The following is a 20,072-nucleotide window of genomic DNA, read 5'->3' on the forward strand; positions in this document are numbered from 1 at the left end:
TACTACTGCTCACCGGTCCGTTCGCGTCGTGCGAGCTCGGCGAACATCGCGTTGTGCGCGGCCAGGTCGGCATCGTGATCGCGCTCGGCGGCGCGGTCACTGCGCCTGGCATCTCGATCGTCGCTGCGGGTCCATTGGATCAGCAACGCCAGCATGACGAGCACCAGTGGAACCTCGCCCGTGGCCCAGGCGATTCCGCCGCCGAGCTTCTGATCTCCGAGCAGGTCGGAGTTCCAGTCCAGCCCGAGCGTCCGGTAGAACCAGCCACCCATCACGGTGTGCATGCTCATCAGAGCCACTCCGAAGAAGGCATGGAACGGTAGCGAACCGAACACGACGGCGAGTTTGGTGACCGGAGCGATCTTGCGCGGAGACGGATCGACTCCGATGACGGTCCAGTAGAACAGGTAACCGCTGAGCACGAAGTGCAGGTTCATCAGAAGGTGCGCGCCGTGACTGTCCAGTACCGCCCCGAAGATTCCGCCGAGGTAGAGCACGTAGAAGCCGCCGACGAAGATCAGCGCCGCGACGAGCGGGTGGGTGACGAACTGCGAAAGTCGACTGTGCAGGCCCATCAGCAACCACTCGCGCATCCCGGGGACGCCGTCCTTGCCTGCCGCAGGCAGTACCCGCAATGCCAGCGTCAGCGCGCCACCGAGCGCGAGGAGGACGGGGGCCAGCATCGAGAGCATCATGTGTCCGGTCATGTGCACGCTGAACACGGCCGTGGAGTAGCGACCGATTCCCGAGGACGTGCTGATCAGCAGCGTGAGGCAGCCCAGCACCCACGCGACAGTACGGCCGACGGGCCATGCGTCGCCGCGCAGCCGCAGACGGCGGACTCCGATCAGGTACACCACGGCCATGACGATTGCCGCGGTGCCGAAGATCAGATCGAAGCGCCAGTCCAGAGCCATGCGCGCGAACGTCGGCGGGCCACTGAGGTTGTACCCGAGTGCCGCTTCCGTGGTCGTGAGGTTGGGGTCGATCTCGGCGGGGGGCGGTGTGCGGCCGAGCCCGACGGCCAGGCCGATGGTCGCAGCGAGGACCAGCACCTCGGCACCGGCGAACCGGAGCAGCGGCCCGCGGGCCGTGGGATCGGCGATCAGGGCCGGTAGGGCGCGGCGGCGCTGCATCCAGCCGAAGCCACCCAGCACGATCAGGGCGACGATCTTGCCCACGATCAGCAGGCCGTAGGTGGTGGTGAACAGGTCGGCGAGCGAAACCCGGACCAGGGCGTTGATGACGCCGCTGATGCCCATGACCACGAAACAGACTCCGGCGATCGTGGAGAATCGGCGAGCCGCGACATCGGCGTGTGCACCGCGCCTGCGAACGTGCGCCAGCAGCGCGAACAATCCGCCCGCCCACAGCGACGCGGCCCCGAGGTGCAGGATCAAGCTGTTGGTGGCGATGTCGTGCGAGCCGCCCGCCGAGGAGTGTCCGCTGAGCGCGATCGGCAGCAGCGTCGCGAGGGAGAACCCGAGCAGTGCGGGCGTCCAGGCCCACCGCAACACCGTGCGCGACGCGATGGCGAGCACAACGGCCATGATGGCGGTCCAGCGCCAGGCACTGGCGATCTCCACCTGGTCGAGCGCAATCCACAGGTTCGCCGGTTTGATGGCCTCGGCGAACGGCTGCCCCGAGGTGTCGGACAACGTCAAAGGCACCAGAAGCAGGGCGCAGACGGCCCAGATGATCGACGCCACCGAACCGGTCCGGACCGCGCGGTAGCCGTCGACGTCGAGAATCCCGTTCTTCTGCGGCGGTACGAGGAACGCGGCCAGCAGAAAGGATCCGATGGCGATGACGGCGGCGATCTCGCCGATGGCCCTCAGCGCAGGCAGACCGTACGTGGTGGCCGGGCCCGGATCCGGGATTCCGAGCAATACCAGCGCATCGGAGGCGGAGAGCATCACGATGAGTGCGGCGACCACACCGGCGATGACGCCTGCGGTGGCGAACACCGTCGTCGTGGTCGACCGTGGATCGTCGTTCGTCGAACCGTCGTTCGCCCGGACATCGTCCGCCGGGAGTTCAGCGGTCGAGGGTTCGGGCTTCTCGAGATCCGGTGTTGCCATACCACCAGAGTAAGAGGTGATCGGGAGTACTCGAAACGCGAGTCCTACACAGCGTCGTACTTGTCCGTGCTCGCGGCCTCGGTCGCGTCGTGATGGATGCGACCGTGTCGGGCGCGCAGCGGTTCACCGGTACCGCCCCAGCGGTGGGCGATGATCTCCGCTGCGATCGACACGGCCGTCTCCTGCGGGGTGCGCGCGCCGAGATCGAGACCGATCGGGCTGGCCAGACGAGTGAGTTCCGTCTCCGTCAGACCGGAAGCCCGCAACCGAGCCATGCGGTCGTCGTGGGTTCGGCGCGATCCCATCGCGCCGACGAACGCCAGCGATGGAATGCGTAACGCCACCTCGAGCAGTGGCACGTCGAATTTGGGGTCGTGGGTCAACACACAGACGACGGTGCGTTCGTCCACCTCCCCCGCCGCGATCTGTGCGGATAGATAGTCGTGCGGCCACGCGACCACGACCTGCTCGGCTGCGGGGAACCGCTGCGGAGTCGCGAAGACTGCCCGTGCGTCGCAGACCGTGACGCGGTACCCGAGGAATGCGCCCTGCTGCGCCACCGCGGCAGCGAAATCGATGGCTCCGAACACCAGCATCCGCGGCGGCGGAGCGTGGCTCGAGACGAACACCTCCATCCCCTCGCCCCGTCGCTGGCCGTCGGGCCCGTAGGTCAGGACAGCCGAACGGCCCGCGGCGAGAAGCCCTTTCGCATCGTCGGCCACGGCAGCGTCGGCACGCTCGCTGCCGAGCGAGCCTCGGGTGCCCGATTCTCCGACGACGATCCTGCGGCCGACCCGTTCCGGATCGCCGTGCGCGACGACTGTCGCCATCGCCACGGGCACATTGGCACGAACGTCCGCGACGAGGGCCTCGAATTCGGGAAACGTCTGTCGGGTGAGCACTTCGACGAACACGTCGAGCGTTCCGCCGCAGGTGAGCCCGACGGCGAACGCATCGTCGTCCGATACCCCGTATCGGGTGAGCACCGGAGCCCCGGTGCGCATGACGTCCTGCGCGAGTTCGTAGACCGCGCCTTCGACGCAGCCGCCGGAGACCGAACCGGCCACCGCACCGTCGGAACCGACGAGCATGGACGCTCCGACCGGACGCGGCGCGGAATCGAAGGTGCGGACCACCGTCGCGACCGCTGCCACGTCGCCGGACTGCCAGGTGCGCAGCGCGTCGTCGAGGACGTCGTGCACAGCACCTCCTTCGACCTGGGGTCGGAACGATTCCGAAACCACCGCTTTCCCGCTGCGACCATCGCCCAACCCATGCCGGCGCGATCGGCGTATACGGAAAGGTACACTCGTCAACCGTGCTCGAGCGGGTCCGCCCGCACGTGCCAGCCTCCGTAGCTCAGGGGATAGAGCAAGGGCCTTCTAATCCCTTGGTCGCAGGTTCGAATCCTGCCGGGGGCACCCTCTGACCAGCAGAAACGTAAGTCCGTTCGGCTCACTGTGGTTGACTTCGCATAACGAAGGGTCACACGTGCATCAGCTCACTCTCGGAGTCCTCTCACGTTCGCGCAAGCCCGATGAGCGGCGACTACCGATTCACCCACTGCATTTCGATCGAATAGATGCCGATATCCGCGCCCGAATGTTCCTCGAATCCGGCTACGGCGAGCCGTTCGGAATTTCGGACGAGCACCTGGCCACCCAGGTGGCGGGCATTCGCACGCGCGACCAACTCATCGCCGAGTGCGATGTGATCCTGTTGCCCAAGCCCCAGGCCGAGGATCTCGCATCCTTGCGCCCAGGGCAGACACTGTGGGGCTGGCCGCACTGCGTACAGGACGAAGAGCTCACCCAGATCGCCGTCGACCGCAAGCTCACGCTGATCGCCTTCGAGGCGATGAATCACTGGACCCACGAGGGCTCGTTCAATCTGCATGTGTTCCACAAGAACAACGAGTTGGCCGGCTACTGCTCGGTGCTGCACGCACTGCAACTGATCGGGTCCACCGGTGATTACGGTCGCCGGTTGCGGGCTGCGGTCATCGGTTTCGGTGCCACCGCTCGCGGTGCGGTCACTGCACTCAATGCCCATGGCATTCACGATGTGGACGTTCTCACCCAGCGCGGCGTCACTGCGGTGAGTTCGCCGATCCACTCGGCCAACATCGTCAACTTCGATCTCGACGACGCCGATCCACGCCAGAGTCGGGCCCTCACCCCCGACGGCCGCGTACCACTGTCGAGCTTCCTCGCCGACCACGACGTCATCGTCAATTGTGTTCTGCAGGATACTAATTCACCACTGACATTCTTGACGAACCAGGACCTGCCGACTCTCGCGCCTGGCACCCTCGTGGTGGACGTCTCGTGCGACGAGGGCATGGGGTTCGAGTGGGCCAAGCCCACGTCGTTCGCCGATCCCATGTTCACCGTGGGCGACAACGTGCGCTATTACGCCGTCGACCACAGCCCCTCGTACCTGTGGAACTCTGCTACCTGGGAAATCAGCGAATCTCTGCTGCCGTACCTTCGGATCGTGCTCGACGGCCCCTCGGCGTGGAGTACCGATTCCACCATCGAGCGTTCGATCGAGATCAGGGGCGGCATCATCGTGAACCCGAATATCCTTGCCTTCCAACATCGCAGTGCGGAGTACCCGCACACCGCAGCGTGAACGAAGCGCACGGCATGAGCATCACGTGGATCGAGGACGGTAGCGAGCGGACGTGCCGCTGGCAGTCGGAGAACGGCGCTCCCGCACCCCGCACGGTACGCATCGTCGACGATTCGACGACGGCAGACGTGGCATACAAGCTGGCCACGATCGGCGAGGCTCTGTTGTGGCGCGGCGATTACAACAATGCTCGGCAGCTGCTGTCGGCGATGACCCGGCGGGTACCAGCGGCCAAACAGACTTCCGACGCGTCACCTGCGGAGCAGTTTCATCTGCATCGTCAACATCAAGCCAGACGTGCCCGCGTGCTGGGAATGCTTCTGGTGGAACTCGATTCGAGCTTTGGACTCGACCTGGGCCGAGCTCCGGAAGTCCGTGCAGCCGTAACAGAGGCGCTCGGCCCCGACGCCGCGCCGTGCGTGCTGTCGTTGCGCGAGCTGCTCGGCATGGTCGGCGCACACGAATGGCGTCGCAAGGGTGTCTTCGTGCCGGCGCTGAATGCCTCGATCCACCCGCACTACGGCGTCTTCTCCCCCGTCCGCGGCGAGTACATCCAACTCGTCGCCGACGCACCGCTGCCGGACACGGACCGAGCGTTCGACATCGGCACCGGCTCGGGCGTTCTGGCGGCAGTGCTCGCCCGCCGCGGCGTGACCTCGGTGGTCGCGACCGACAAGGATCCGCGGTCGATCGCGTGCGCACGAGCCAACGTCGATGCTCTCGGATTCGCCGATCGGGTCGAGGTGGTGCAGGCCGACATCTTCCCGTCCGGGCGTGCGGGACTGATCGTGTGCAATCCGCCGTGGATTCCCACGAAACCCACGTCGGGCATCGAACATGCGGTGTACGACCCCGGGTCGCGAATGCTCAAGTCCTTCCTCAGCCGACTCCGCGGGCACCTGACGCCGAACGGTGAGGCGTGGCTGATCGTGTCCGACCTCGCCGAGCTGCTCGGATTGGTCACGCGCGCAGAACTTCTCACCGCCATCGACGCGGCAGGCCTGGCCGTCCTCGGCCGAACCGACACCACCCCGACGCATTCGCGCGTCACCGACAGCTCCGACGTGCTGCACACGGCACGCTCACGCGAAACCACGTCACTGTGGCGGCTCCGCGCACGCTGACAGTGGGCACACGACAGCGCCGCCCGAGCATTGCTCGGGCGGCGCTGGTGGATCCGGTACTTCTTACCGTTCGCGGGTCTCGAACTCGCCGTTGATCACGGTGCCCAGCGGCGCGTCACGCTCCGCCTTCTTCGCCGCCTCACGCATTTCGATTCCGTCGGTGATCAGATCACCGATTTCACGAGTGACGTCGCGGACGGCTCCGGCGATGATCACCACGATCCGGCCGACGTGAGTCGCGGCCGATTCGGTGAACTCCTGCACGGTGTCCTTGTTGCGCTCGAACTTTCCTACCAACAGGACCGCCCCCTTCGAAGTCGTCACGCTGCGCTGGTCTTCTTACGCTCGACGATAACACCGGCCGGAGCCGCCGATCCTGTGAGCGAGTTGGGCAGGGCGAGCTTGAAGATCTTGCCCCACACGGTGCCGATCTGGTGAAAGAAGCCGCCGGTGTTGTAGGGCAGGTCGTACTTCTCGCACAGGGCCTTGACCTCCGGCGCAATCTGCGGGTAGCGGTGCGCGGGCAGATCGGGGAACAGGTGGTGCTCGATCTGGTGCGAGAGGTTGCCCGACATGATGTGGAACAGCGGAGTTCCCTCGATGTTGGCCGATCCCAGCATCTGTCGCACGTACCATTCGCCGCGGCTCTCCTCGGCGGTCTCTTCCTTGCTGAAGGTCTGGACTCCGGTCGGGAAGTGGCCGCAGAAGATGATCGAGTAGGTCCACACGTTGCGGATGAGGTTGGCGGCGACGTTGCCGACCACGGTGGACGCGAAGAACGGGCCGGTCAGCGCGGGGAAGATCACGTAATCCTTGAGGGCCTGCTTACCCGCCTTGCGCCACATGCCCTGCAGCAGCGGCTTGACGTCGTGCCACTTGCGCTTGCCCGCGACGATGTTCTCCGTCTCGAGGTCGTGCAGCATGACGCCCCACTCGAAGAACGTCATCAGCAGGAACGCGTACACCGGGTTGCCGAGGTAGTACGGGTTCCACTTCTGGTCCTGATCCATACGCAGGATGCCGTAACCGATGTCGCGGTCCATGCCGACGATGTTGGTGAACGTGTGGTGCATGTAGTTGTGCGAGTGCTTCCACTGGTCTGCCGGGCAGACGGTGTCCCACTCGAACACCTCGGAGTTGAGGCCGGGCTCACGCATCCAGTCGTACTGGCCGTGCATGACGTTGTGGCCGATCTCCATGTTGTCGAGAATCTTCGCCACTCCGAGGGCACCGACGCCTGCGAGCCATGCAGGCGGAAGGAAGGGCAGGTACATCAACGCGCGTCCGGCGACCTCGAGGCCGCGCTGCGCCTTGATGATCTTGTAGATGTATTCGCGGTCCTCGTCACCGAGCTTGGCGACGGTGCGGGCGCGCAGGTCGTCGAGTTCGCGGCCCAGTTCCTCGACCTGTTCGTAGGTCAGCACGGTCGGCTGATCCGGCAGGGTCTCGTCACGTCGGAAGGGCAGGACGGTGGTGGGCAGGATCGAGAGAATCGTTCCGAGCATCTGATGATCTCCAATTCGATCGGGTCGAGATGGGTCTTGGGGTTGTCGCTGTTCGAGGTGGATCTAGATGTCGATGTCGACGTCGCCCACGGCAACGGACACGCACAGCTGGATCTTCTTGTCCGATTCGGTGTCGGTCTCACCGGTCTTGATGTTCTTGGTGCAGCCGGACTTCTTCACCGAGGTACAGGTGAAGCAGATACCCATCCGGCAGCCGTTGGCCGGTGAGAGTCCCGCTGCTTCGGCCTGTTCGAGCAGCGTCTCGCCGTCGTTCTCCGAGGACACGTCGCTGCCGGAGAACGTGGTGGTTCCGGTGACGTCGTCGCTGACGGTGGCGAACGAGGGTGTGAACTCCTCGAGGTGCAGCCGCTCGCTGAGACCTGCGTCGTCGAAGTAGGACGTCACGCTCTTCATCAGTCCGGGAGGTCCACACAGGAAGGTGTCGGCCTCGGCGAACCACGGGGCCACCGCATCGAGATGTTCCTGGCCGAAGAACCCGTGCAGGTCGCCGCCGGTCTTCTGCTCGGTGTACGCGAAGACGATGTTCACGTTCTCGTGCTGGGCGGCGATCTTCTCGAGGTCCTTCTTGTACGCGACGTCGTTTTCGGTGAACGCGTAGTGCAGGAAGGTCAGGTCGCTGCTGTACCCCTCGTCCAGCAGCGACCTGAGCATGGACAGCACCGGCGTGATACCGCTGCCACCGCTGATCAGCAACGTCTTTGCCGGGCGTGGTTGGGGAAGCTCGAACGTGCCGTCCGCCTGCGACAGGCTGACCACCAGGCCGACGTACGCGTTCTTGTGCAGGTACTGCGACACCAGACCCTCGGGATGCGCCTTGATCGTCAGTTCGATCCGGCCGTCCTTGCGGTACTGCGAGCACGCGGGCGAGTAGCAGCGGGTGTGGCGTACTCCGTCGATGACGACTCCGACCTGAACGAACTGGCCGGCCTTGAAACCCTTCCACTGACGCGTGGGACGGATGGTGAGCGTCAACGAGTCTTCGGTGGACCGGTGTATCTCGGTCACTTCGCCGCGAAGGTCACGAACGGTCGTCATCGGGTCGACGAGTTCGAGGTAACGATCGAGCGCGTGGGGCGTGGCCATGGCCTCGAACAGGGAAAGAAGCGAGAACTTGCGCGAACCCGAGGCCCGCGACGGACGTTCTTGAAGCGTCATTCCATCCTCCCTTACCGGATCGAAACCTACGACCCATTCAGTGAACGATTGTGCACTAACATGAGTGTGGCAGAGCGACACCGGTACCTGTCAACGTTTATGTGACCGCCGTTACAGAGCGAATCGACAGTTCTGTGGGTGCCGGGGAGGAACCGGAAGGGAGATCACAGAGTGCGCGCCCATAAACTGGACGTTGTGACAGAACCGGGGACCCGCGCCGAGCGCAAGGAGCGCACGCGGCAAGCACTGATCGAGGGCACCCTGGACCTGCTCCGCGAGCGTTCCTTCGCCAGCGTCAGCCTCCGTGAGGTCGCTCGATCCGCCGGCATCGTCCCCACCGCGTTCTATCGACACTTCGCTTCCATGGAGGACCTCGGCGTCGCTCTCGTCGAGGACAGCATGCGGATGCTGCGACAGATGCTGCGCGACGCCCGACGCAACCCCAGCACCAAGACGGCCACCGAGTCCTTCGGCATCCTGGTTCGCCAGGTTCGCTCTCACGAGGATCAATTCCGCTTTCTCAGTCGCGAACGGTACGGCGGCGTGACCGGAGTGCGCCGCGCCTTCGCCACCGAACTACGACTGTTCGTCAGCGAGCTGACCATCGACCTGTCCCGCATGCCCGGGCTCGAGCAGTGGGACGTCGCCGATCTGGAGATGACCGCCGACCTGCTCGTCTCGACGATGCTCACCGCGGTGGTCGGCCTGTTGGAAATCGACAGACCGGGTAGTCAGAACGAGAAGGATCTGATCGAGCGGACCGAGAAGCAGATCCGCATGATCATGCTCGGGATGAGCCGATGGGAACCACGACGGGCTTGACCGTTCGAGAACGAGACGGCCGCGAAGGGATGTTCATGACCGAGGTAAATGTCGGCGAGTACGTGTTCGAGGTCGAGATGTCTGGACCACCGGACGGCGTTCCGGTGGTTGCGCTGCACGGCTTTCCGCAGACCAACGCGTCGTGGACCGCGGTAACGCCCGGCCTGGTCGCCGTAGGCTGTCGCGTGATCGCCCCGAACCAGCGGGGCTACTCCCCCGGTGCGCGTCCGGTCGGCGTCGAGCACTACCGCATCGAACATCTCACCGGCGACATCCTCGGATTGCTCGACACGCTCGAGCTGCCGTCGGCGCATCTGGTCGGACACGACTGGGGTGCGGTGGTCGCCTGGCATCTCGCAGCCGAACATCCGGATCGCGTACGTACTCTCACGGCGGCGTCGGTCCCGCATTCGGCCGCGTTCAACTGGGCCATCCGCGAGGATCCGGATCAGCAGGAACGGTCGACGTACTTCGGTCTGCTCCGAGAACCGGAGAAGGCCGAGCGAGTTCTGGTCGAGAACGACGCACAGCGGCTGCGCGCGATGTTCGGTGCGGACAGCCTCGACGACGAATACGTTCGGCATCTCACCGTCCCCGGCGCGCTGACGGCCGCATCGAGCTGGTACGCCGCGATGACCAGGGAGTTCGCAAACCTTCCTCCGGTGACCGTGCCCACCACCTACGTCTGGAGCAACGGCGACACCGCCATCGGTCGAGCTGGAGCGGAGCGCTGCGGCGAATTCGTCGATGCGCCGTACAGATTCGTCGAATTGGACGGCATCTCGCACTGGATCCCGGAAGAAGCGCCCGAGGAACTGACGGCCGAGATACTGGCCCGTATCGAGTCTGTCTAGACCTGTTCGGGTGCGCGTACCTTCAGCAGCGCCAGCAGGCCGGCAGCGAGGACGATGATCAGCCCGGCGATACCCGCGCGATCGGCGTCGAACATCCACACGAACAGACCGAACAGCGACGGCGCGAGGAACGAGGCGGCGCGTCCCGTCGTAGCGAACAGTCCGAAGAATTGACCTTCGCGTCCCGGTGGAGCCAGCCGAGCCAGGAAGGTGCGGGCGGACGACTGCGCCGGCCCGACGAACAGGCACAGGATCAGCCCGAAGATCCAGAACATCGTCGGTCCCGAGACGAACAGCAGAATCGTCCCGGCGGCGATCATGCAGGTGAGCGAGAAGACGATCACCTTCTTCGGGCCGATTCTGTCGTCGAACCGTCCGGCCACGATCGCTCCGAGCCCGGCGATGACATTGGCAGCGACACCGAACAGCAGGACATCGCCTGCTCCGATGCCGTAGACGCTGACAGCGAGAACGGCACCGAAAGTGAAGACCCCTGCCAGCCCGTCCCTGAACAGTGCACTGGCGATGAGGTAGTAGACGGCGCGGCGGTCTGCACTCCACAGCTCACGGACATCACGGAACAAGACGCGGTACGAGGCCGCGAAGCCGGCCTCTGCGGCCTTCGGATCGGCGACGGCGCGGGGTACCTCGGGAACGGCGAGCAGCACCGGGATGGCCGAGACGGCGAACCACACGGCAGCGAGTAGAGCGACGAGTCGGATGTTCAGTCCGCCGTCGGTGCTCAGCCCCAGAACTCCGCGGGTGTCACCGTCGCCGGCGATGAAACCGACGTAGCACAGGAGCAGCAGTACGATTCCGCCGAAATAGCCCATGGACCAACCGAACCCGGATACTCGGCCGATGTTCGCCGGAGTGGAGACCTGCCGCAGCATCGAGTTGTACGGGATGCTCGCCAGCTCGAACATGATGGATCCGAGACCGAGCAGCAACAGGCCGAGCCACAGATAGTGGTAGTCGTCCTCGACGAAGAACAGGCCGGCCATGGCGACGACCGTCAGCGCGGTCAACACCCCCAGCAGCCACTTACGTTTGCCGCGCGCGTCGAAGTACTGCCCGCAGACCGGCGCGAGTAGTGCGATGACAACGCTGGACACGGCAATCGACCAGCTGAACCAGGTGGTGGCCGAGATGGAACCGGGCAGATCGTCGCCGACGGCGTCGGTGAGATACACCGAGAACACGAACGTGAGAATGACGGCGTTGAACGCGGCCGAGCCCCAGTCCCAGAACCCCCAGGCGGTGACCTGCTTACGCGTTGTGGCGACTCCGACGACAGCGGCCTCCGGCTGGGTTCCCATGGTTGCCAACACTAGACCGCGGCATCCGAATTCATCGGTGCACCTAGTTGCATAGTCACCGTGTTGCATACATACTCTCGGGTGTGGCTTTGGAACACGCGATTCTGGTTTCCCTCACCGAGCTCTGCGGCTCGGGGTACGAGCTCGCCCGCCGCTTCGACAAGTCGATCGGATTCTTCTGGAGCGCAACGCATCAGCAGATCTACCGGACGCTGACGCGGATGGACGGGGCTGGGTGGATCACCGGAGAGGCAGTCGCGCAGGACGGCCGGCCGGACAAGAAGGTCTACTCCGTCAGCGCTGCGGGTCGCGCGGAGCTCGATCGCTGGATCGCCGCTCCGACCGATCCTTCGCAGCTACGCGAGGAGCTCGCGGTCAAGATCCGCGGGGCCGCCAACGGTGACATCGATGCTCTCAAGATCGAAGTCGCCCGCCATCGCGATGTTCATGCCACCCGCCTCGACGTCTATCGACTGATCGAGAAGCAGGACTTTCCGGCCCCCGCTGCCCTCACCGGCACCGCGTTGCATCAATACCTGGTGCTGCGCGGCGGAATTCGCGTCGAAGAAGGATTCACCGAGTGGTGCACCGAGGTATTGGAGAAGCTGTGAAGACCGAGCAGACTGCTGGCCCGTATCCGATTCTGTTGTCTCCGTTGGATGTCGGCGCAACCACGCTGAAGAACCGCGTGATCATGGGATCGATTCACACCGGCCTCGAAGATCGCGCCCGCGACACCGGCCGCCTGGCGGCCTACTTCGCCGAGCGTGCCCGCGGCGGAGTCGCGCTGATCATCACCGGGGGCTATGCCCCCAATCGCACCGGTTGGCTGTTGCCGTTCGGAGCCAAGCTGACCAACCGCATCGAAGCCCGTCGGCATCGCCGGATCACTGCTGCCGTCCATGACGAAGGCGGCAAGATCGCACTGCAGATCCTGCATGCCGGGCGCTACTCCTACCAGCCGCTGAGCGTGTCGGCGTCGTCGATCAAGGCTCCCATCAATCCCTTTCGGCCGCGGCGACTGACATCGAGGGGCGTCCGCTGGCAGATCCGCAACTACGTACGCTGCGCCCGGCTCGCGCAGAGCGCCGGCTACGACGGCGTCGAGATCATGGGCGGAGAGGGTTACTTCATCAACCAGTTCCTCTCCGAGCGCACCAACAAGCGACGTGACGAGTGGGGCGGTTCGGCGAAAAACCGTCGGCGGATGGCCGTGGAGATCGTGCGGCAGACGCGAGCGGCCGTGGGCCCCGACTTCCTCGTCGTGTTCCGGCTGTCGATGGCCGATCTGGTCGAACAAGGCCAGAGCTGGGACGACATCGTCGCGCTGGCCGAGGACGTCGAAGCTGCGGGTGCGAACATCATCAACACCGATATCGGCTGGCACGAGTCGCGGGTGCCGACCATCGTCACCTCGGTTCCCCGCGCCGCATTCGCGGACATCACCGGCAAGCTCGAGAAGCACGTGTCCATCCCGGTCGCCGCGTCCAATCGCATCAACATGCCCGAGATCGCCGAGAACATTCTGGCTCGCGGCGACGCGCAGTTGATCGCGATGGCCAGGCCGATGCTGGCCGATCCGTTCTGGGTCGAGAAAGCCGCCACCGACTCCGCCGACCGGATCAACACGTGCATCGCCTGCAATCAGGCCTGCCTGGACCACGCCTTCGTGCACAAGAAGGTCTCGTGCCTGGTCAACCCGCGTGCCGGACGCGAGATCGACCTGCAACTGCTGCCGACGAAGATGACCAAGAAGGTGGCGGTCGTCGGAGCCGGACCCGCAGGCCTGGCCGCCGCGCTCAATCTCGCGCAACGCGGACACGCCGTCAGCCTCTTCGAGGCCAGAGACGAGATCGGCGGGCAGTTCGGAATCGCGCGACTCATACCCGGCAAGGAGGAGTTCGCCGAGACGATCCGGTACTTCTCCAGTGCACTTCGCAGCGCAGACGTCGCCGTTCACCTCGACACCCGAGTCACCGCCGCCGAACTCGTCGCAGGCGAGTTCGACGAGGTGGTGCTGGCCACCGGCGTCACTCCCCGAATGCCGAGTATCCCCGGCATCGAGCACCCCTCGGTCCTGTCGTACGCAGAACTGGTGCGCGACGGCAAGCCCGTCGGCGATCGGGTCGCGGTCATCGGTGCAGGCGGTATCGGTATCGACATCTCCGAGTTCCTCACCACCGACGCCTCCCCCACCTTGGATCTGAAGGAATGGAAGCAGGAGTGGGGCGTCACCGAGCCCGAGGCCGCGCCGGGGGCGTTGACGACTCCGGTACCCGCACCCTCTCCGCGTGAGGTGTATCTGCTGCAACGCAAGCCGGGACGCATCGGCGCAGGACTGGCGAAGACGACCGGCTGGGTTCATCGAGCTGCACTGAAAGCCAAAGGCGTGCATCAGCTTTCGGGTGTCAACTACGAGAAGATCGACGATGCGGGCCTGCACATCTCCTTCGGTGACAAGCACGAGCGTCCCCGCGTTCTCGAGGTGGACACCATCGTGATCTGCGCCGGCCAGGAATCGGTACGCGACTTGGTCGACGACCTGAAGGCCGCGGGCACCACCACGCACATCATCGGCGGTGCGGACGTCGCTGCGGAGCTCGACGCCAAGCGGGCCATCGAGCAAGGCACCCGGCTCGCGGCCACGATCTGATCTGTCCGCTAGCCTGTCTCACCGTGAGCCTGCCCAAGCCCAGCCCAGATGCCCGCGCCGTCGTCACCGGAGCCTCTTCCGGAATCGGTGAAGCCCTGGCCACCGAACTCGCCGCCCGAGGTCATTCACTGATCGTGGTGGCTCGACGCGGCGAACTGCTCGAGGCACTGGCTGCGAAGCTCACGGCCGAGTACGGCGTCACCGTCGAGGTGCGTCAGTCGGATCTGTCGAACCGTGAGCAGCGACAGGAACTGGTGACAGAGCTGTCCGAGCGCGAGATCTCGATCCTGTGCAACAACGCAGGGATAGCAACATTCGGGCCGCTGTCCGGTCTCGATCCTGCGTACGAGCGCGACCAGGTCGAGCTCAATGCCGTTGCGGTGCACGACCTCACACTGGCGGTCATGCCCGGCATGATCGGTCGCGGAGCGGGCGGCATCCTGATCACCGGTTCGGCGGCGGGCAACATGGCCATCCCCAACAACGCGACCTATGCCGCGACCAAGGCCTTCGTGAACACGTTCTCGGAGTCACTGCGCGGTGAGCTCGCCGGCACCGGAGTGAACGTCACCCTCCTCGCTCCCGGCCCGGTCCGCACCGAGACACCGGACCCGGCCGAGGCCTCGATCGTCGACAAGATGGTTCCCGATTTTCTGTGGATCGACAGCGCCTACACCGCGAAGGTGTCTCTCGAGGGCCTCGAGAAGAACAAGATGCGCGTCGTACCGGGTCTGCTGAGCAAGGGCATGTCGGCGGCCGGCCAGTACAGCCCGCGCAGCATCTCCGCACCGATCATCGGCAGCTTCTACAAGAAGCTCGGCAACTGATACCCGAATTTTGGTCGTTCCGCGGGCTCCACTCCCGACTGAGCAAGCTCAGCGTCGGCGGCGACGTCCGGTTCCGAAGATGCTGCGCGAGATCTCCCGTCCGGCAGCCGAGGCGGCCGATCGAAGGAAGCTCTTGACGGCAGGGTTGCCCATGATCCGCTCTGCGGCCGACGGCCCCTCCGGCTCGCTCGGCGGTAGATCCGGCAGATCCGCAGGCAGGGGCGGGATATCGAACTTCTCGGCCGGGGCCGGTACGTTCGCCACCCGCGCGTTCATCCGCTCGTAGGCCGACTCGCGATCGATCGTTTCTCGGTATTTCGAGGACAGAGTGCTCGACGACGCGGCCGCCGCGATGGCGTCGTTGCCGATGGTGTCCATCAGAGAGCGGGGCGGCCGAATCTTGGTCCACGCCACAGGAGTCGGTGCACCCTTCTCCGAGAGCACCGTCACGATCGCTTCGCCGGTACCCAACGAGGTCAGCGCCTTCTCCAGGTCGTAGGCGTCGGTCTTGGGGTACGTGCGGACCGTCTTGTTCAAGGCCTTCTGATCGTCGGGTGTGAAGGCGCGCAGGGCGTGCTGAATCCGCGCCCCCAGTTGCGAGAGAACATCGTTGGGGACGTCGGTGGGCAGCTGCGTGCAGAAGAAGACACCGACACCCTTGGAGCGGATGAGCTTGACGGTCTGCTCCACCTGCTGCAGAAACGCCTTCGAGGCGTCGGCGAACAGCAGGTGTGCCTCGTCGAAGATGAAGACCAGCTTGGGCTTGTCCACGTCTCCCACCTCGGGCAGCGTCTGGAACAGGTCGGCCAGCACCCACATCAGGAACGTGGAGAACATCACCGGCCGCGAAGCCTGCGCCCCGAGCTCGAACAAGGTGACGACGCCTCTGCCGTCCGGCCCGACGCGTAGCAGGTCCTCGGTCTCGAGCTCGGGTTCACCGAAGAAGGTGTCGCCGCCGTCTGCTTCGAGGTTGACCAGCGCGCGCAGAATCACTCCTGCGGTGGCCGAGGAGACGCCGCCGATGCCCTTCAGATCGGCTTTGCCCTCGTCGCTGGTCAGGTGCATGATCACCGACCGCAGGTCCTTCAGATCGAGCAGGGCGAGCCCCTGCGAATCGGCCCAGTGGAAGATCAAGCCGAGAGTGGATTCCTGAGTGTTGTTCAGCCCCAACACCTTACTGAGCAGAATCGGCCCGAACGCGGTGATGGTGGCGCGCACCGGGACGCCGATTCCGTCGGTGCCCAGGGAGAGAAACTCGACCGGATGGCCGGTGGGAGCCCAGTCCGGAATTCCGGTGTCCGCCGCTCGGCTGCGGATCTTCTCGTTGTCCGCTCCCGGCTGCGACAGGCCGGACAAGTCACCTTTGACGTCGGCCATGACCACGGGAACGCCTGCGGCGCAGAGCTGTTCGGCAATGCCCTGCAGCGTCTTCGTCTTTCCGGTTCCGGTGGCCCCGGCCACCAGACCGTGCCTGTTCAACGTGGCCAACGGAATTCGGATACGAGCGGACGGATCGGTGACGCCGTCGAGCACCACGGTTCCCAATTCCAACGCGGCACCCTCCGACGCGTATCCGGCGGCGATCTCGGCGGCCTTGCCCGTCGATGCCTGCGGCTGCCCCTGTTCCGCGGCCAACGCCTCGGCTTCGGCGGCGTCCGCTGCAGCCAGAGCTTCGGCGGCAACCCGTGCCGCTTCGACGGCGGCGGCCTTGGCAGCCTTCGCCTTCTCTGCCGGGCTGAGCGTGGGTGCCGGCTGCGTCGGGTCGACTGTCATGTCCGCGTCCTCCATGAACGTGTGCTGATGCTGAACTGGCTCGATCGCCACCGCAAACCCTAGTGGCACAGCAGCTCGCACTAGTGTGGTGCGAGTGCAGGACAAACTTGTGTGGATCGATTGTGAAATGACCGGCTTGGACCTGAGCAAGGACAAGCTGATCGAAATTGCGGCGCTGGTGACCGACAGCGAGCTCAACATCCTCGGGGAGGGTGTCGACATCGTCATCCATGCCGACGACGACGCGTTGGCGAACATGCCTGCCGTCGTCACCGACATGCATGCCAAATCGGGCTTGACCGACGAGGTGCGCGCGTCGACGGTGACGCTGGAGGAAGCCGAGCAGCGCGTCCTGGCGTACATCAAGGAGCATGTCCCGGTGGCCGGGACCGTTCCCCTCGCGGGAAACTCCATCGGCACCGATCGCGGCTTCATCTCTCGCGACATGACCGCGCTCGACACCTACCTCCACTACCGCATGATCGACGTCAGCTCGATCAAGGAACTCGCCCGCCGGTGGTACCCGCGGATCTACTACGGACAGCCACCCAAGGGCCTTGCGCACCGCGCCCTGGCGGACATCAAGGAGTCGATCAAGGAGCTGCAGTACTACCGCCGGACTGCCTTCGTAGCGCAGCCGGGGCCCTCCACCAGCGATATTGCAGCTGTCGTTCACGATCTAGACACGCAGTCAGGGGCGGATTAGCAACCCGGGATTCAACCCGCTAGTATTGTCGACGCTGCTGATGGAGAGTCCGAAAAGGTTCTGCGGATGCGTGCAATGGTGGGCGTAGTTCAGCTGGTAGAGCACCAGGTTGTGATCCTGGATGTCGCGGGTTCGAGTCCCGTCGCTCACCCCATACGAACAAGGCCGGTCTCCTCGTGAGGCCGGCCTTTTTCGTGTCTCCATTCCCCGAGCGACGAGCCCTCCGGTGCCGCCGCGACCACGCTGACCTCGAATTACGTTGTTGTAATTCAACTTTCAGGTTTCTTGTGGGGTTAATGTGACGTACGGTTACCAATGGCACTTTTGGGGAAGAAAAGTACCAATGTGATTCATGTGTTTTTTGCTACGTGAGTTCAGCGTGCCCCGAAGCGTCACCGAACATGTTCTTACGTCCTGCGCGCACCCATCCGACGGTGCGCGGAGGACGCAGACGAGGAGGCTTTTCGTGGGTCGCAGAATGCACAGAGTCATAGCGGGTTCGATCTTGTCGGCAGCACTGTGCATCGGCACAACCGGCTTGCTCAGCCCAGCGGTGGCCACCGCTCAACCCACCATCGAACTCCCCCAGATCCCGATACCGCAGCCCGACGCGCAGCAACGGGCCGCGATTCTCGCGGCCGTTCTGGACGCCACCGGCGTCCTCATCAACCAGGTAGCAGCGATCGTTCTCGACAGCGACGTGCTCTCCGCACCGGACTCACCGGACGCTCCGAGCGCCGCGGAAGTACCCGAGATCGAACTCCCGACCGCTCCGCCGACCATCGGGCTCGGTGGAGCAGTGCTGCCCATCGATGCAGGCGACTACCGCATCACCTCCGGCTACGGCGGGCGCAACAACCCGACCGGCAACGGCGCGCAGTTCCACCAGGGTGTCGACTTCGCTGCGGACAGCGGAACTCCGATCCACGCGGTCACCGGCGGAACCGTCGTTCAGGCCGGAGATGCAGGCGACGGATACGGCAAGCTCGTGCGGGTCAAGAGTGGCAACACCGAGACCTACTACGGCCACCAGTCCAGCATCGCGGTCTCGGTCGGCGACGAAGTGGCACCGGGCGATGTACTCGGCGCAGTCGGCAGCACCGGAAACTCGACCGGACCGCATCTGCACTTCGAGGTGCGCAACAACGGTTCGAGCGTCGAACCGGTGGCCTACCTGAAGACGCTGGGTATCGATCCCTCGCTGTACCAGACCCGCGACCGAAGCTGATCGGCCGAACTCCGGTTCGATCAGACCGTAGTGGCGTTCCCGGCCTTCCACTCGTCCCACGGGACGTTCCAGTCACCGAGGCCGTCGGTACCCGACAGCGTCCCACCGACGGTGTTCTTCACGACGACGATGTCGCCGCGCTTGGTGTTGTCGTAGACCCACTTCGCGTTGGTGGGGCTCAGGTTCAGGCACCCGTGCGAGGCGTTGGAGTAACCCTGCTGTCCCACCGACCACGGTGCGGAGTGGAAGAAGATGCCGCTGTAGGACATCCGCGTCGCCCAGTCGACCGGGGTGCGGTATCCGCTGGACGAATTCACCGGCACACCGTAGGTCGAGGAATCCATCACGAGATGCTCGAAGCGGTCGCCGATGATGTAGACGCCGTTGTCGGTGGGCGTGCTGTCCTTGCCCATCGATGTCGGCATGGTGATGACGTCCTGACCGTTGACGTTGAACGTCACCTGCTTGGTGTTGTCGTCGGCGGTGGCGATGACCGCATCACCGATCGTGAACGAGGTCGTGGCGTTCTCCTGACCGAAGATATCGTCACCGAGATCGCGTCCGTACACGTTCACCGCCACGTCGACCTTGGTGCCCGGTGCCCAGTAGTTCTGCGGACGCCAGCGAACTTCCTTGTTGTTGACCCAGTAGAACGCGCCCTCGACGGCAGGCGTCGTGGTGACGGTGATGGCGTTCTGTGCGGCCACTTTGTCGGTGATCGGTTCGTCGAACTGAACCGCGACCGGCTGACCGATTCCGACGATGTCGCCGGGGTTCGGCAGAACGTAGGGCTTGGTGAAGTTGCCGGGCTGGCTGGTGGTGAAGCTCGATACCGTGCTCGACGCTCCCCCGAGTCCGTACGCGTCGGCCTGGACGCGGTATTCGCGGTCGTAGCCGAGCGGTTCGGTGTTGGTCCACGACAATCCGTCGGGCGAGATCGCGCCCGAGACCGGCTCGCCCTCCGGGTTGAGCATCGTCACCGAGGACAACTTGCCGTCGGCGACCGAGACGGTCACCGGGTCCGCCGGCGAGAATCCGACGGCTCCGTCGAGGACGCTCGAGGTGAGCTTCGGCTTCATCAGCTCGGTCATCGGGTTGGAATCGATCGGCACCGACGGTTCGGAGACGTCCGATGCAGAACTACATCCCGACAGGACTGCCACCGAAGCAACCACTCCCACCGCGGCGAGTACGAATCCGCGATACACCCTCATGAATCACACCACTTCCCACTTCGAGCCCGACCCGGACGATTGTGCCAGCGGAAAATCGGACACTCCACTCGACAGCCCGTTCGATGAGTAACGTTCGAGTACCAATCGCAGACCAGGAAGTTCGTGTTACCTCCCATCCGCCTCTCACCAGCTCCC

The 20,072-nt window shown here is 64.7% G+C and carries 17 protein-coding genes and 2 tRNA genes; 11 read left to right on the forward strand and 8 right to left on the reverse strand.

Features of this window, described 5'->3' with window-relative positions; all coding sequences use genetic code 11:
• Window positions 1-2: 2 nt before the first annotated feature.
• Complete coding sequence (locus tag QM590_RS04560) at window positions 3-1,916, reverse strand: bifunctional copper resistance protein CopD/cytochrome c oxidase assembly protein (RefSeq protein ID WP_269593980.1); 1,914 nt, start codon at window positions 1,914-1,916, stop codon at window positions 3-5.
• A 209-nt stretch (window positions 1,917-2,125) separates the two neighbouring features.
• Window positions 2,126-3,283: an XdhC family protein gene (locus QM590_RS04565; protein ID WP_269593752.1), complete on the reverse strand. Its 1,158-nt coding sequence runs from the start codon at window positions 3,281-3,283 to the stop codon at window positions 2,126-2,128.
• 146 nt (window positions 3,284-3,429) lie between these two features.
• Between QM590_RS04565 and QM590_RS04570 the strand changes: the two genes are divergently transcribed.
• The 3 genes from QM590_RS04570 to QM590_RS04580 all read left to right on the forward strand — a co-directional run bounded on the left by QM590_RS04570 (window position 3,430) and on the right by QM590_RS04580 (window position 5,839).
• Window positions 3,430-3,502, forward strand: a tRNA-Arg gene (locus QM590_RS04570).
• A gap of 70 nt (window positions 3,503-3,572) precedes the next feature.
• Window positions 3,573-4,715, forward strand: coding sequence for a N(5)-(carboxyethyl)ornithine synthase (locus QM590_RS04575; RefSeq protein WP_149406282.1), 1,143 nt, complete (start codon window positions 3,573-3,575; stop codon window positions 4,713-4,715).
• 14 nt (window positions 4,716-4,729) lie between these two features.
• A complete protein-coding gene (locus QM590_RS04580) occupies window positions 4,730-5,839 on the forward strand; it encodes a methyltransferase (RefSeq protein WP_269593751.1) in 1,110 nt (369 codons plus the stop codon).
• Between the two features lie 63 nt (window positions 5,840-5,902).
• Here QM590_RS04580 and QM590_RS04585 read toward each other — a convergent pair whose 3' ends face one another.
• The 3 genes from QM590_RS04585 to QM590_RS04595 form a co-directional block, all read right to left on the reverse strand.
• Window positions 5,903-6,136 carry a hypothetical protein gene (locus QM590_RS04585; RefSeq protein ID WP_032394788.1) on the reverse strand — a complete coding sequence of 78 codons (234 nt, stop codon included), beginning with the start codon at window positions 6,134-6,136 and terminating at the stop codon, window positions 5,903-5,905.
• A 23-nt stretch (window positions 6,137-6,159) separates the two neighbouring features.
• Window positions 6,160-7,344 (reverse strand): fatty acid desaturase family protein, encoded by a 1,185-nt coding sequence (locus tag QM590_RS04590; RefSeq protein ID WP_068050025.1) that lies wholly within the window; start codon window positions 7,342-7,344, stop codon window positions 6,160-6,162.
• A 63-nt stretch (window positions 7,345-7,407) separates the two neighbouring features.
• Window positions 7,408-8,520, reverse strand: coding sequence for a ferredoxin reductase (locus tag QM590_RS04595; protein WP_094670061.1), 1,113 nt, complete (start codon window positions 8,518-8,520; stop codon window positions 7,408-7,410).
• Between the two features lie 195 nt (window positions 8,521-8,715).
• Between QM590_RS04595 and QM590_RS04600 the strand changes: the two genes are divergently transcribed.
• Together QM590_RS04600 and QM590_RS04605 are read left to right on the forward strand one after the other, a co-directional pair.
• Window positions 8,716-9,342 carry a TetR family transcriptional regulator gene (locus QM590_RS04600; RefSeq protein ID WP_149406285.1) on the forward strand — a complete coding sequence of 209 codons (627 nt, stop codon included), beginning with the start codon at window positions 8,716-8,718 and terminating at the stop codon, window positions 9,340-9,342.
• A gap of 29 nt (window positions 9,343-9,371) precedes the next feature.
• On the forward strand, window positions 9,372-10,196 hold the full coding sequence (locus QM590_RS04605) for an alpha/beta fold hydrolase (protein ID WP_269593979.1): 825 nt from the start codon (window positions 9,372-9,374) through the stop codon (window positions 10,194-10,196).
• Here QM590_RS04605 and QM590_RS04610 read toward each other — a convergent pair.
• Entirely contained in the window at window positions 10,193-11,515 is a 1,323-nt protein-coding gene (locus tag QM590_RS04610) for an MFS transporter (RefSeq protein ID WP_269593750.1), read from the reverse strand. The two genes, QM590_RS04605 and QM590_RS04610, sit on opposite strands and share 4 nt — an antisense overlap.
• Before the next feature lie 83 nt (window positions 11,516-11,598).
• On the opposite strand from QM590_RS04610, the gene QM590_RS04615 reads away from it, so the two are divergent.
• The 3 genes from QM590_RS04615 to cmrA are packed head-to-tail and all read left to right on the forward strand — an operon-like array spanning window position 11,599 to window position 14,995.
• Window positions 11,599-12,126, forward strand: coding sequence for a PadR family transcriptional regulator (locus QM590_RS04615; protein ID WP_269593749.1), 528 nt, complete (start codon window positions 11,599-11,601; stop codon window positions 12,124-12,126).
• A complete protein-coding gene (locus QM590_RS04620; RefSeq protein ID WP_269593748.1) occupies window positions 12,123-14,168 on the forward strand; it encodes an NADPH-dependent 2,4-dienoyl-CoA reductase in 2,046 nt (681 codons plus the stop codon). The genes QM590_RS04615 and QM590_RS04620 overlap by 4 nt, the downstream gene beginning before the upstream one ends.
• 23 nt (window positions 14,169-14,191) lie before the next feature.
• Window positions 14,192-14,995 carry a mycolate reductase gene (cmrA, locus tag QM590_RS04625; protein WP_068050011.1) on the forward strand — a complete coding sequence of 268 codons (804 nt, stop codon included), beginning with the start codon at window positions 14,192-14,194 and terminating at the stop codon, window positions 14,993-14,995.
• A gap of 48 nt (window positions 14,996-15,043) precedes the next feature.
• On the opposite strand, the gene QM590_RS04630 is transcribed toward cmrA, so the two are convergent.
• The gene (locus QM590_RS04630; protein ID WP_269593747.1) at window positions 15,044-16,768 is read right to left on the reverse strand and encodes a helicase HerA-like domain-containing protein; all 1,725 of its coding nucleotides are present in this window, start codon (window positions 16,766-16,768) and stop codon (window positions 15,044-15,046) included.
• 94 nt (window positions 16,769-16,862) lie between these two features.
• On the opposite strand from QM590_RS04630, the gene orn reads away from it, so the two are divergent.
• From orn to QM590_RS04645, 3 genes are all read left to right on the forward strand, one after another.
• Window positions 16,863-17,474 (forward strand): oligoribonuclease, encoded by a 612-nt coding sequence (gene orn / locus QM590_RS04635; RefSeq protein ID WP_082898768.1) that lies wholly within the window; start codon window positions 16,863-16,865, stop codon window positions 17,472-17,474.
• 78 nt (window positions 17,475-17,552) lie between these two features.
• Window positions 17,553-17,628: transfer RNA gene (locus QM590_RS04640), tRNA-His, on the forward strand.
• Between the two features lie 312 nt (window positions 17,629-17,940).
• Entirely contained in the window at window positions 17,941-18,702 is a 762-nt protein-coding gene (locus QM590_RS04645; protein ID WP_283278828.1) for a M23 family metallopeptidase, read from the forward strand.
• 20 nt (window positions 18,703-18,722) lie between these two features.
• Here the strand turns inward: QM590_RS04645 and QM590_RS04650 are convergent, their stop codons facing one another.
• A complete protein-coding gene (locus tag QM590_RS04650; protein ID WP_094670058.1) occupies window positions 18,723-19,916 on the reverse strand; it encodes a L,D-transpeptidase in 1,194 nt (397 codons plus the stop codon).
• Window positions 19,917-20,072 lie beyond the last annotated feature (156 nt).

Source organism: Rhodococcus sp. IEGM 1372 (genome assembly GCF_030056835.1).
Lineage (GTDB): Bacteria > Actinomycetota > Actinomycetes > Mycobacteriales > Mycobacteriaceae > Rhodococcoides.